Raw genomic sequence first — 13,669 nt, forward strand, 5'->3', positions numbered from 1 at the left:
CTACTCAGTAAATACTTTCTACTAAGTAATGCATTATACATACTTCGATGTAAAACTAAACTCAAACTTTATTTTACAAATTGTCTAATTGATTATCTGTTCCGTCTTCACTAATGGTCCAGAAAAAACCTATAAAAAAGAATTGATCTGCTGCAGGTCGCAATGAGCGTCTGTTAAAGTTACCATTAACATCAGGCGCATTAGCATATTGATATCCGTTGATATTTTTAAAGCCAAGTACATTATTGACCGAAGCATACAAAATCTTTTGTGGTGATAGTAAATAAGCCCAGTTTAGACTAATACTATTAAAGCTTTTGGTGGTTTCCCCTAGAAACTCATCTGTATTCGGATTCGTGTAGGGTCTGCCAGAAGCGAAAGTGTAACTAAAACCTACTTGACTTTTCCAATCGTCTATCCAATATTTAGCGACAGCAGAGAAATTATGTGCATTGGCAAATCCTGGTTGAGCTTGTTCAGGAAAATTCAAATAATTACGTTCGGTATCTAAATAAGAATAACTTAACCAATAATCTGTGTTTTTAATACTTTTATTATCTCTCCAAAAAAAATCTAAACCTTGTGCATAACCAGAGCCTGAGTTATCAAAGTTAGAATCAAAACTTTCCATTTGAGTATCAAATTTTACCAAGTTGTCATAATTTTTGTGGTAAAGCTCAGCTCGAAATAGACGACCATCATTTACATATTGATAATTCATAATGTAATGGTTTGTATTTTGAGTTTCAACCTGAGAGTCAAATTTTAAAATATTACTACTAGCATTTTGATAAAAATCGCCATACGCAAAAGATAGTTGACCGTTTTTTGAAGTCTTATATGCTATTGAAGCTCTTGGTGCAATATTAAATTCATCAGAAAGCTGGTAATTATCAGCTCTAATACCAACTTTTAAAGCTAGTTTTTTACTAAAGATAATATCAGATTCTACAAATGCTGCAGTATTATCGTTTTTAAATCCATAGCTTGCAGAAAAATCATCTTCAGAGAACGTTTCATCAAAATCTGTAGCAAAATGTTCTATTCCAAAATTGAGCTTAAATCTACTACTGAAACGCTTTTTAAATTTTAATTTTGCATGAACAGAGTTTTCGCTATCATCTACATCAAAAGTATTTACCTTAATATCAGTTCTTGCTATTGTATAACTTAAACCGGTTTGCATTGACCAATTATTACCTAAAATCCCTTGATATGATGTGTTAGCGTAAAAATTTCTGTTATTTAGCTTAAAACGTACGCCTTCTGAATTATTTATATCTTCCTGAGTTAAATCAAAATTTGAAGTATCAAAAGCTGCATAGAATTTTAGCATTCCATTATTAAATTTCTGACGAAAAACAGCTTCGCCTTGAGCACCTTCAAACGGTTCTTCCCAGTCGTTACGATCTGAATATACTGCTAAATAAGGAGCTAAGTTAATGTATGATGCATTAACACTTAAAGACGTTTTATTCCATTTTTCGGTATGACCTAATGCGCCTCCAACAGTCATGATCCCAATATCTGTTTTTTCTTGATCTGGCTCATCAATCGTGTTTAATAGCAACACACTTGATAACGCATTTCCGTATTCTGCTGAATATCCTCCTGTTGAAAAAGTAATCCCATCAAACAAAAAGGGTGAATATCGTCCTCGAGTTGGTATATTATTTGTAGTTGGTGAGTATGGTGTAAATACTCTAATCCCATCAATAAATATTTGAGTTTCGTTGGCGTCACCTCCTCTTACGAACAAACGTCCGTCTTCTGCTACAGTAGAAGTTCCAGGAAGGGTTTGCAGTGCGCCCACAAAATCACCTAATGCGCTTGCAGTAGTGACAACATCTAAAGGTTTTAAAACGGCTACCTTACTATTATCGTTAGCCTCAAAAGTTCCTGCAGAAATAACGACTGTATCCAAAGCATTAACATCTTCACGCAATTTTATTTGAACATTACTTAAGTTTTTCACATCCTGTGTAATCTTTTTTGTTTCGTATGACAAATAAGAAATAATTAGTACCTGAGTGCTGGTTTTATCTGTAATAAAATTAAAATTTCCATTTTCGTCTGTAGTATCACCATCATAAGTGCCATCTAGGTAAACATTAGCTCCAACAATAGGTTGATTATTTGCATCGGTAACTTTACCGCTTATTGTTGTTTGAGCAAAAGAAAGTGTTGTAATAAAAAAAAGTAGAATACGTGATAAAGTTTTCATGTTTTTGGTTGTATTAAACGGTTTGCTTTAATTGACGGTACAAACTTGATATATTTCGAAAACTCTTGGAATTCTATTTCACCGAATTGTTAAAAATTAATGACGAATTGCATGTTTTTACAAAAAACCAATAACTACTACTGGTTAAATTCTAGTATAATTTACATTAGTATGACTACTTTGCAATGTGACAACACAAAGCGTTAAGGATGGAGACGGTATCCTTTTGTTTACAAAAGATAGAGTTGAGAGCCTGACCGAAGGGAACGCCTAAATTATTTTTTAAAGGGACGGATGATGAGCCGTGCAGCTTTATCAAAATTAATGTAATTATAGGTCCAATTGAAGAAGACAATAACTCTGTTTCTAAAACCAACTAGAGACATAAGATGAATAAACATCCACACAAACCAAGCAAAGAAACCACCAAACTTATAATGCTTTAGATCTACTACAGCTTTATTTCTTCCAATTGTTGCCATAGAACCTTTATCGTGATAGATAAAAGGTTTCATTGGCTTTTTATTGATGAGTTTAATCAAGTTATTGCCTAACAACTTCCCTTGTTGTATCGCAGGTTGTGCAACTTGAGGATGTCCTTTTGGATATGCATCTGTGGTCATTAATGCAATATCACCTATGGCAAAAATATTGTCATATCCTTCAACTTGACTAAATGCATTTACCTTATAGCGATTAGCGTTTTCTAATAATGCATTTGCAGACACACCATGAATCGGATTTCCAGTAACACCTGCAGCCCAAATTAGTGTTTCAGATTGCATGGCCAAATCTGAATTAGTGGTCACTTTATTTCCGTCATAATCTTTCACATACGTATTACAATGCACATTTACACCCAAATCTTTCAAAAATTGTTCTGCTTTTTTAGAGGCGTGTTCACTCATAGGTGGTAATACCCGATTGGCGCCTTCAAGCAAATGAATATGCATATCGCTAGGGTTTAGATCGTGATAATCTTTTGGAAGAATATTATTTTTAAGTTCTGCAATTGCGCCTGCCAACTCTACTCCTGTTGGACCACCTCCTACAATTACAAAATTTAAAAATGCAGCTCGTTTTTCTTTAGACTGTGTAATAGCTGCTTTTTCAAAATTTTGCAGAATAAGGCTTCTAATATTCAATGCTTGTGGCACACTTTTCATTGGCATACTGTAGGTTTCTATAGAGGCATTCCCAAAATAATTAGTACGCGTTCCTGTTGCAATAACTAAATAATCGTAAGAGAGGTATCCTATTGAAGTTTTGATTTGATTTTGCTCTGGCTGTATTTCTTCAACTTCAGCTAAACGAAAGAATGACGTTCTATGTTTTTTAATAATCTTTCGCAATGGGTAGGCTATAGAGTCTGGCTCGAGACCTGAACTAGACACTTGATATAACAGTGGTTGAAATGTATGGTAATTATGCTTATCAATTAACACGACTTGCACTTTTTTGTTTGCTAGAGTCTTAGCCAATTTTACACCAGCAAAACCTCCTCCAATGATGACTACTCTTTGTAAATCTGAGTGTGGAATATTCATACAAAAAAGCATTAAAATTAAGACTATAAAGATAATGTTTATCAGCTCTAAAACTCTATTTTTGAATTATTCTTTAACATAGATGTAACAATTTAAATTGGATAACTACATATAGATAACTAACTGATAAAAAATTGGATAAAGCACTAGAACATAGTTTTGTTGAATTACTTGAAAAACACCAAAACATTGTGCATAAAGTCTGCAGGTTATACACTAATAATCAAGACGCGCACAATGATCTATTTCAAGAAATTACTATACAATTATGGAAAGCATATCCAAAGTTTCGTGGCGACTCGAAGTTTAGTACTTGGATGTATCGTGTTGGCTTAAATACTGCTATTACACTTTACCGAAAATCTAAACGAAGTATAAAGACAGAAGAATTTGAAAATGTTCAGTTTAAGATAAAATCTGAACCTTATGATGACACTGAAGAACAACAATTAAAGCTTATGTATAAAGCTGTACATAAACTAAATGACATTGAAAAAGCTCTAATTTTCTTGTATTTAGAAGACAAGAATTATAGCGAAATAAGTGAAACTCTTGGTATTACAGAAGTTAATGCACGTGTAAAAATGAATAGAGTTAAAACCAAGTTAAGAACCATATTAAATCCGTAAAACTATGGATGAATTAGATTTATTAAAGAAAGATTGGCAGAGTAAAAACACCTCAAAAGAGCAACAATTTTCAAGCAAAGACATCTATCCAATGCTTTTAAAAAAATCGTCTTCTATTGTTAAGACCTTATATTATATAAGCATTGCCGAATTAGTGTTTTGGATCGTTATAAACAGTGTGCCTTACTTTTCATCTGAAAAATACCGGGAAGATATTGAAGCCATTTATGGCAACAGTGCGACCGTATTAATCATTACAATTTTAAGTATTGCTATTGTAATTTTATTTGTGTATCTGTTATATAAATCTTATAAATCCATATCGGTAACTGATAGTGCTAAACAACTCATGGAGAGTATTTTAAAGACTAGAAAGGTCATTAAATATTATGTGATATACAACTTGGTCGTAGCGTTTCTTTCAATGGCTTTTGGATTGTATTATACGGTATATCGAAACCCAGATATCGCACCTCAATTTGCAGAGTTTTCAGATAAGCAAATGCTTATAACATTATTAATAATGATTCTTGTAATTGCCGCTTTTGTCTTTGTTTTCTGGGTCATTTACCAGCTCATTTACGGCATATTATTGAGAAGACTTAATCGCAATTATAATGAACTTAAAAAACTAGAAGCTTAAGTGACTTTACCAATTTCTTAATTCTCTATTTAAGCGTTCTTTTTCTTCTAATTCTTCTTGAGGAATCACTTTCAAGAATGATGGATGTTGTTCAATAGCGTATTCAATTTTTTCAACGATATCTGCTATTGATTCATTTTCATAATCTATATCTAAAGGTGCTTTAACTTCAAAAGATTGATATACATTTTTCTTTTTAACACGTAATCCTTTTTTATCAAACGAACGCCTGAACCCATCAATAACTATAGGTACTACTATTGGCCTATATTGTTTTATAATATGTGCTGTGCCTTTTCTAATAGGTTTAAAAGGTGTAGTTGTTCCTTGTGGAAACGTAACTACCCAACCATCATCTAGCGCTTTTTTAATATTAGTAATGTCGCTCATCTTCACTTGCCTATTGACATCCTGCCCTTTAGCTCGCCATGTTCGTTCAATACTTATAGAACCTGTATATGCAAAAATCTTAGGCAATAACCCAGACTTCATAGTCTCTTTTGCCGCAACATAATACATGTTCAGTTTAGGGTTCCATAAGTAACCAACATTCTTTATATTATCTAACCTACCACTAAGGCTAGCATTAAACACATGAAACATAGCAATCACATCGGCAAAATATGTCTGATGATTTGATATAAAAAGAACATTTGTATCTGGTAAATTTTTAATGATCTCAGAACCTTCGATCTGTAGTTCATTAAACCCTCTAAATCTTCGATGCGTTAGCAATCCGAGGATTCTTATTAACCATTTCTTTACGAAAAGTGTGTGTCCAAAAGGATTCTTTTTAAACAATCCCATAATTGAATTTCATTTTAAATATCGACAAAAGTACAAAACTGAAGTTTTAAAGCACAGCTTTTAACACGTCTTTAATTTCGCTTAGCATCATTGCCGTTGCTCCCCATACCACATGCTCATTAAGTTTAAATGCTGGTACCTCAACATTTATGTTATACGATGTTGGTACGGTTGTATTAATTACAATAGAATCATCTAAAAAATGTGATAGTGGCACTTCAATTAAATCTTCAACTTCTTCATCTTGTTTTCTAAAGTTAGGTGTATTAGTTGCGATGCCTAAAAATGGATGCACAGCAAAATTACTAGGTGGAATGTACATTGGCGTCATCGTCTTTATCACATTGGTTCTAGAAATATTAACTCCAACTTCTTCATGCGTTTCTCTAAGTGCAGTATGTTCTAAATCTGTATCAGTTTGCTCTACTTTGCCTCCAGGAAAACCAACTTGTGCAGAATGCACACCTTTGTACGTTTTACGCAAGATCAAAATCAAATGTGTTTCATTAGAGGTATTTGGATAAAACAAAGCTAAAACAGCAGCTCTTTTAGCCGTCTTTATCAATTCTCTATTCCGTTCCATAAGTTCTAAACGATAAGGAGGAGACATTTTAATTTGAGAAGCCTCTCCAGGAAGTTCAAGATTTTTTATTTTTGGTATTGATTTTGAAAATGTATTGAAATCCATCAAATTAAATGCTTTGCTTATTTATCTATATTATTTGAATACAATGAGGTTATTACTATTTATATTATGTCTATGCTTTATGAATTGTGAAGATAAACAATCTCATAAAAACAAAAGCACATTTACAGCGGATTCATTAGTAACAAAGCAAGGTCAAAAAAAGACTAAAGCGATAGACTCTTTACCTGTTAAAAAACAACGTGAATACCCTTTACTAAGTAGCAAGAATGCCATGGAGTTTTTTTTGCAATATGAAAAAGAACACAAAGAAAATAAAGTTCGCTTGGTAACCGATTTTGGTAATATTGATATTTTATTGTTCAACGAAACCAAATTCCATCGTGCTAATTTTATCTATCTAACCAAACAAGGTTATTTTGAAAACACTCAGTTTTATCGTGTCATAGAGAATTACATCATTCAAGGTGGAAGCACAGACGACAGAAAAGTAATGAAAAAACGCACTAAAATTGGCAAGTACTTATTACCAACAGATACCAAACGTGGTTTTAGGCATGATAAAGGTGTTATTTCTATGCCTAGTAGTGATATTGACAATCCATACAAACTAGCATCGCCTTATGAGTTTTTTATAACATTAAGTAATCAATACCAACTAGATGGAGATTACACCATCTTTGGTCGTGTAATCAGTGGACTTGATGTTGCTAATAAAATTGCTGAAGTTGAAACCGATGATGCCGATTGGCCATTACAGAATGTCTACATCAAAACCGTTGAGATTTTAGAGTGATGTTTTAACATAAATCCAACATAAATTTCAGACAATTTTCAATATCTTCAGCCTCACTAAAACTAATACAATTATATAATGATTTTAAAATCAATTAAAGCTGTATGCATATGCAGTATTATCCTTCTTACAGGTTGTAAGAAAGACGAAAAAAAAGAAGACCCAATTGCCATGAGCGATAATGTATTATTACAAGAATGGACAGGCCCTTATCAAGGTGTTCCTGCTTTTGACAAAATGGATGTTGCTGATATAAAAGAAGCTGTATTAAAAGGAATGGAACTTGGATTAGAAGATATTGAAGCCATTGCAAATGCTCCTGAAGCGCCAACATTTGAAAACACCATTGTAGCACTTGAAGCATCTGCCGATGAATTGAATCATGTTTTCACATACTATGGGATACTAAGTAGCAATATGTCTTCACCAGAATTCAGAGAAATTCAAACTGAACTAGCGCCAAAGCTCTCAGAATATAACTCAAAGATTTCTCAAAATACAAAACTTTTTGAACGCATCAAAGCTGTTTATGACGCATCTCAGCAAAAGCCATTACCTTCAGAACAACAACGCGTAGTAGATTTGACCTATAAAGGTTTTGAAATGAATGGTGCTAACTTAGATGAAGACAAGAAAAAACGTTATGCTGAAATCAATAAAAAATTATCTTCATTATATACAAAATTTTCAAACAATGTACTTCATGATGAAGAAAACTATGTAACTTATTTAAATGAAGATCAATTAAATGGTTTGTCAGAATCATTTATTAACTCTGCAGCAAAAATTGCTAAAGACAAAGGACAAGAAGGCAAGTATGCTATTACCAATACACGATCATCAATGGATCCGTTCTTAACGTATTCTACTGAGCGTGAATTACGCAAAAAAGTTTGGACTAACTATTATTCTCGTGGAGATAATGGTGATGATTACGATAATAATGCGCTCATAGCAGAAATTTTAAAACTCCGTAAAGAACGTGTAGGGCTTTTGGGTTATAATAATTATGCTGAATGGCGCTTGCAAGATCGCATGGCTAAAACACCAAAAAATGCAATGAACCTAATGATGGCCGTTTGGCCTGCTGCAATAGCCAGAGTAGAAGAAGAAGTTGCAGACATGCAAGCCATTGCTGATGCTAATGGAGATAATATTACAATTGAACCTTGGGATTATAGATTCTATGCCGAAAAAGTACGTAAGAAAAAATACGATCTAGATAGTGATGAAGTTAAACAATATTTACAATTAGATAAACTAACTGAAGCTTTGTTCTACACTGCTGGACGTTTATTCAACTATAAGTTTACTCCTGTTGAAGAAGGTAAAGTTCCTGTATTTCATGAAGATGTGAAAGTTTGGGAAGTTACAGATAAAGACTCTGGCAAACATATTGGTCTATGGTATCTCGATCCATTTGCACGTGAAGGTAAACGTTCAGGAGCTTGGGCAACGACATACAGAAGCTATACCTCTTACCAAGGTGAGACCAATGTATTAGCATCAAACAATTCAAATTTTGTAAAGCCAGCACCAGGTGAAGCTGTATTAGTGTCTTGGGATGATGCAGAAACATTTTTTCATGAATTTGGTCATGCGCTACACTTTTTCTCAAGTAATGTGGCCTATCCAACATTAAATGGTGGTGTTAGAGATTATACTGAATTTCAATCGCAACTTTTAGAGCGATGGTTATCTACAGATGAAGTTATTAATCAATTCTTAGTACATCACAAAACTGGCGAACCTATACCTGCTGATCTGGTTGAAAAAATCAAAAAAGCTTCAACCTTTAATCAAGGCTTTGGTACTACCGAGTACCTAGCATCGGCTCTTATCGATATGAAGCTTCATTTGGCAGATCCAACTAATATTGATATTGATCAGTTTGAACGTGAAACATTAACAGAACTAAACATGCCTGAAGAATTGCCAATGCGTCATAGAACACCGCATTTTGGTCACGTATTCTCAGGTGAAGGTTATGCAACTGCATATTATGGTTATATGTGGGCAGATGTGTTAACTAGTGATGCCGCAGAAGCTTTTAAAGAATCACCTGGAGGTTTCTATGATGCAGAGGTAGCAGATAAACTTGTAAAGTATTTATTTGCTCCTAGAAATGCAATGGATCCTGCTGAAGCTTATCGCCTTTTCAGAGGTCGTGATGCAAAAATTGAAGCATTGATGCGTGATAGAGGGTTTCCAGTACCAACAACAACAAAGTAAACTATATGTACACCCATAAACCTGAATGTTTATGGGTGTACACATTGCTACAGATAAGTGTTTGAAAAAGTTCTTGTTCATAATAAGTATCATAGCCTTTGGCTGTTCTAAATCTGAACAATCGAGTCAAAAAATCATCATCATTCACTCTAGAGGCATTCCTTACACAAGCTTGATAACTTATTTAGATTCTGTAGAATCGAATGGTTTTTTCAAACAAAAATACAACGAAGGTCTAATTAAAAAACTCACACCCATTACTAATGCGGTAACCATTTCTAACATTGCTACATTTGAAACAGGCGAATTCCCTAATGTACATGGTATTATTGGACATTCCTTTGCAGTAAAAACAGATAGTTCTCATAAGAAAGTTAATGGATTCTCACTTCCTTTTGGTTCTCAAACATTTATAGAGAGTGCCAATAATGATGATAAAAAGATACTAAACCTAGGAGCCTTAGTATTTCATCATAACAACGATAATAATAACAACACACATTGTATTGCACAAGGCAAAAAAATCAATGGCTCAAGTTTTTTACAACTTACTCCATATCAAAAAAATAGTGACACCACTATAATTAAATATAATACCCTCAAAGAGAACTCAAAATTCTCATCGAATGATCATCGTCTAGATTCATTATTTGTATATATGATATCCAAAAAAACAAATACAAATGAACTGATTATAGATAATGATTATAATTTTAATAACGGAATTATTGGAAAATTAAGAAAAGAAAATTGGTTAGAAGTTGAAACTAAAAATGCTAACGCTTTGAATGAATCTTTTAGATTCAAATGGTTGGAATGTTCGTCTGACACTTTACAATTATATGTAAGAGGAACGTATAAAAATAGAGGTTATCCTTATGACTTTTTAAAACTTATTGATGAAAACGTAAGCACTTCCAAAGGATGGCCAAACATATCATTATATTCAGATAGCAAAATAACAGACCTCACTCTAATTGACGAAATAAATACAGAAACTGATTTTATTATGAATAGCTTCTCATTTTCTGCAAAAAACAATAACTATGACCTTATAGTGATAGACTACCCTCTAATAGATAGATACAACCATGCCTTTCTTCAATTAAAAAAATCATCGACTAAAACAAAACAGCAATATGCTAATGCTTATAAACGTATGGATGAAGATTTTAAAAAAATTGAAAACTATGCCAAGAAAAATAATTATGAGCTTATAATTACTTCAGGTCATGGGTTTTCTCCAGTTCACACATCGATAGATATAGACAATCTACTTATTTCGCATAAAATTAATATTGACAAAACTTCAAATGACTGGAAAGTTATGGTCGTACCAGGTAAGGTCTCTGCTCATGTTTATATTAATCCGGAACTTGATGATGTCAAGAAGAGACGTCTATTAAAACAAATTAAGGCTGTCTTTGAAAACCTATATCATCCTGAACATAAAATGTATGTTATAGACGATATCTATGAAAAAAGCGAGTTGGATAAGATTAATCTAGACCATGAAAACTCAGGAGATCTATTTGTACTACTAAAACCTGGATTTGTATTTGAAAAGCAAAAAATTAAAGAGAATACTATTTTTGGCACTCCAACATTTAAAGGAGAACATGGATATGCTTTGAAGCATGACGACTCATTTGGGATCTTAATTTCGAATGAGCAGTGTAATCCATGTTTAAGTAGTGACATAGCTAATATTGTGACACAAAAACTTAAATTGACCAACAAATAATAGCAAACCTAATAAGCAACAACCGAAATAAAACCATCTATTTTCATACTAATTAAGACTTTTCATCTTTATATAAACTAGGTAAGCTTATTTTAAACTTTACAGCTAATAATCGAACTGCAATAACGATTAGTGCAGCTATAACAAAAATAAAATTAACATCGGCAATAAGTTCGCGTAGCAAGAAATAGGTAAATCCTCCCAAAATACATGGTGTTGCATAAATTTCTTTTCTAAAAATTACAGGAATCTCATTACAAAGAATATCTCTAATTACACCTCCAAAACAGGCCGTCATCGTACCTAAAGCTATACAAATTATGGGATGTAAACCAGCTACAATACCTGTTTCAATTCCAGCTACAGTATACAAACCAATTCCAATGGTGTCAAACAAAAAAAGTGATTTACGTAGATAGTTAATTTTTTTCCGAAGTAATACAGCAAAAACAGCAGATGCAACAATAACATAAACATAGGTCATGTTGGTCATCCAAGACACTGGTTCTATACCTATTAGCACATCTCGCAGTGAACCACCTCCAACGGCAGTAACGAAAGCAATAATAAGTACACCAAAAGGGTCCATTTTCTTATCTAGAGCCACCAAAACCCCCGAAATTGCAAAAGCAATTGTACCTAGAATGTCTATAATTTGAAAAAACATTACATCTTTTGGGTATAATAGTTATAATCCTTAATAACTGTATCAACAAAATCAATTGGTTTCTGTTTAGTTTCTATTTGCATTACATCTACAATTTTATTGTGTAAAGATAGAATGATATTATGCTGACTTTTAAATCTCGCTTCATCATAAAGCGTTTTAATTAACTGCATTTCCTCATCCTTGAACAATGTGACTTGGCTATAAGTAGGCACATAACCTTCTGGTACTTCTTTTAATATTGTGTCTTTTATTGTAATTCTTGTTTTCTCACTAATAACAGTAGTACCTGCAGCAATATCACCAATACGTTGCCCATTACCTCGAATTAAAATGCTCAAAACTGCCAAACCACCACTTGTAAGAGAAACATCTACGATTCTTAAAATCCATCTTACAAAATAATTACCGAAACCAGGTTTAGAACCATCCATTTTCACTACTCTAGTCTTCATTGCATATTTACCAATAGTCTTGCCGTTCCAGAAGGTTTCTAATAGTACGTAATACAAAAAAGCTGGTAAAGATAGTAGTAAGTATATTGCCCATTGATCTCCTAAATCAAGATCAAGTGCAGCCAGAACCATAATCATGGCAATTAAATAGACTATTATCACCAGACTATCAATCAAGTAACCTAACATGCGATCGCCAAGATTAGCAACATTTTGTTGAATACCTACATTTTGAGCGGTTTCTATTTGAAATTCTTCCATATTTTCTTTTCTTTGGTAGCAAATTGGCGTGATAATGCGAGAAGCTGCTTTCGTAAAGCAAAATAAAGATAAATGGTTAAGATTTGAAAGCGTTCTTTCAAATAATAATTCAATTGATCCTGATGAGCTTTCTGACCTCTACATAGAAATTACAGATCATCTCAGTTATGCCAAAACCTTTTATCAAAATAGTAATACAGAACGGTATTTAAATCAAATTGCTTCACAAGCGCATCAAAAAATTTATAAAACTAAAAAAGTACCCAAAAATAGACTTATCTCGTTTTTTAAGACCGAATTTCCACTCATGTTCTATCAACACCAACGAGAATTATTAGTTTCATTTATAGTTTTTGTATTGTTTAGCATAGTGGGTGCCTATTCTGCAGCGACAGATGGTGATTTCGTACGTTCAATATTAGGTGATAGCTATGTGAATATGACCTTGAAAAACATTGAAAATAATGATCCAATGGGTGTCTATAAAAAAATGGGTGAGTTTAATATGACGCTAGGTATTACTATCAACAACATTAAAGTAGCATTAATGGCATTTGGTTATGGTATAATGGCAGGAATTGGCACACTATATATCATGATGAGTAATGGCATTATGCTAGGCAGCTTTCAATACTTTTTCTATGAGAAAGGACTATTGTGGGAATCGGTTAGAACCATTTGGATTCATGGTACTTTTGAAATTTCAGTAATTATTATTGCAGGATGCTCTGGTTTGGTTCTTGGCAACGGCATGCTCTTTACAGGAACTTATACACGTGTAGAAGCTTTTACACGTGGTGTTGTTAATGGGTTAAAAATATTAATAAGTACAATCCCTTTTTTCATTGTAGCTGGATTTTTAGAAGGCTATGTGACAAGACATACAGAAATGCCAGATTGGTTGGCCATATTGATTATTGGTGGATCACTATCTATTATCATTTTTTATTACGTAATCTATCCAAGGCAGCTCTATAGAAAGTCTCAACTAAAAAAGAAACTAAGCAATTAACTTAAA

General features: G+C 33.1%; 12 protein-coding genes. 6 read left to right on the forward strand and 6 right to left on the reverse strand.

Annotation, left to right across the window (positions count from 1 at the left end; translation table 11 throughout):
- Positions 1–73 precede the first annotated feature (73 nt).
- On the reverse strand, positions 74–2,224 hold the full coding sequence (locus tag Q0876_RS08285) for a TonB-dependent receptor (protein ID WP_299226145.1): 2,151 nt from the start codon (positions 2,222–2,224) through the stop codon (positions 74–76).
- A gap of 275 nt (positions 2,225–2,499) precedes the next feature.
- Positions 2,500–3,771, reverse strand: coding sequence for an NAD(P)/FAD-dependent oxidoreductase (locus tag Q0876_RS08290; protein WP_299226148.1), 1,272 nt, complete (start codon positions 3,769–3,771; stop codon positions 2,500–2,502).
- Between the two features lie 134 nt (positions 3,772–3,905).
- On the opposite strand from Q0876_RS08290, the gene Q0876_RS08295 reads away from it, so the two are divergent.
- Both Q0876_RS08295 and Q0876_RS08300 read left to right on the forward strand, forming a co-directional pair.
- Positions 3,906–4,400, forward strand: coding sequence for a sigma-70 family RNA polymerase sigma factor (locus tag Q0876_RS08295; RefSeq protein ID WP_299226151.1), 495 nt, complete (start codon positions 3,906–3,908; stop codon positions 4,398–4,400).
- A gap of 4 nt (positions 4,401–4,404) precedes the next feature.
- Complete coding sequence (locus tag Q0876_RS08300; protein WP_299226154.1) at positions 4,405–5,043, forward strand: hypothetical protein; 639 nt, start codon at positions 4,405–4,407, stop codon at positions 5,041–5,043.
- Between the two features lie 6 nt (positions 5,044–5,049).
- On the opposite strand, the gene Q0876_RS08305 is transcribed toward Q0876_RS08300, so the two are convergent.
- Both Q0876_RS08305 and Q0876_RS08310 read right to left on the reverse strand, forming a co-directional pair.
- On the reverse strand, positions 5,050–5,850 hold the full coding sequence (locus Q0876_RS08305; protein ID WP_299226157.1) for a 1-acyl-sn-glycerol-3-phosphate acyltransferase: 801 nt from the start codon (positions 5,848–5,850) through the stop codon (positions 5,050–5,052).
- 46 nt (positions 5,851–5,896) lie between these two features.
- The gene (locus tag Q0876_RS08310) at positions 5,897–6,538 is read right to left on the reverse strand and encodes a CoA pyrophosphatase (protein ID WP_299226160.1); all 642 of its coding nucleotides are present in this window, start codon (positions 6,536–6,538) and stop codon (positions 5,897–5,899) included.
- 79 nt (positions 6,539–6,617) lie between these two features.
- On the opposite strand from Q0876_RS08310, the gene Q0876_RS08315 reads away from it, so the two are divergent.
- The 3 genes from Q0876_RS08315 (at position 6,618) to Q0876_RS08325 (ending at position 11,268) form a co-directional block, all read left to right on the forward strand.
- Positions 6,618–7,292, forward strand: a complete 675-nt coding sequence (locus Q0876_RS08315; RefSeq protein ID WP_299226163.1) for a peptidylprolyl isomerase — start codon at positions 6,618–6,620, stop codon at positions 7,290–7,292.
- A gap of 78 nt (positions 7,293–7,370) precedes the next feature.
- On the forward strand, positions 7,371–9,524 hold the full coding sequence (locus tag Q0876_RS08320) for a M3 family metallopeptidase (protein ID WP_299226166.1): 2,154 nt from the start codon (positions 7,371–7,373) through the stop codon (positions 9,522–9,524).
- Between the two features lie 31 nt (positions 9,525–9,555).
- Entirely contained in the window at positions 9,556–11,268 is a 1,713-nt protein-coding gene (locus Q0876_RS08325; protein ID WP_299226168.1) for an alkaline phosphatase family protein, read from the forward strand.
- 52 nt (positions 11,269–11,320) lie between these two features.
- On the opposite strand, the gene Q0876_RS08330 is transcribed toward Q0876_RS08325, so the two are convergent.
- Both Q0876_RS08330 and Q0876_RS08335 read right to left on the reverse strand, forming a co-directional pair.
- Complete coding sequence (locus Q0876_RS08330; RefSeq protein ID WP_299226170.1) at positions 11,321–11,935, reverse strand: trimeric intracellular cation channel family protein; 615 nt, start codon at positions 11,933–11,935, stop codon at positions 11,321–11,323.
- A complete protein-coding gene (locus tag Q0876_RS08335; protein ID WP_299226173.1) occupies positions 11,935–12,651 on the reverse strand; it encodes an RDD family protein in 717 nt (238 codons plus the stop codon). Before Q0876_RS08335 ends, Q0876_RS08330 begins: the two co-directional genes overlap by 1 nt.
- Before the next feature lie 34 nt (positions 12,652–12,685).
- Here Q0876_RS08335 and Q0876_RS08340 point away from each other — a divergent pair, with 34 nt between their 5' ends.
- A complete protein-coding gene (locus Q0876_RS08340) occupies positions 12,686–13,663 on the forward strand; it encodes a stage II sporulation protein M (RefSeq protein WP_299226175.1) in 978 nt (325 codons plus the stop codon).
- Positions 13,664–13,669: the final 6 nt, after the last annotated feature.

The sequence above is a fragment of the uncultured Psychroserpens sp. genome, from assembly GCF_947503375.1.
Lineage (GTDB): Bacteria > Bacteroidota > Bacteroidia > Flavobacteriales > Flavobacteriaceae > Psychroserpens.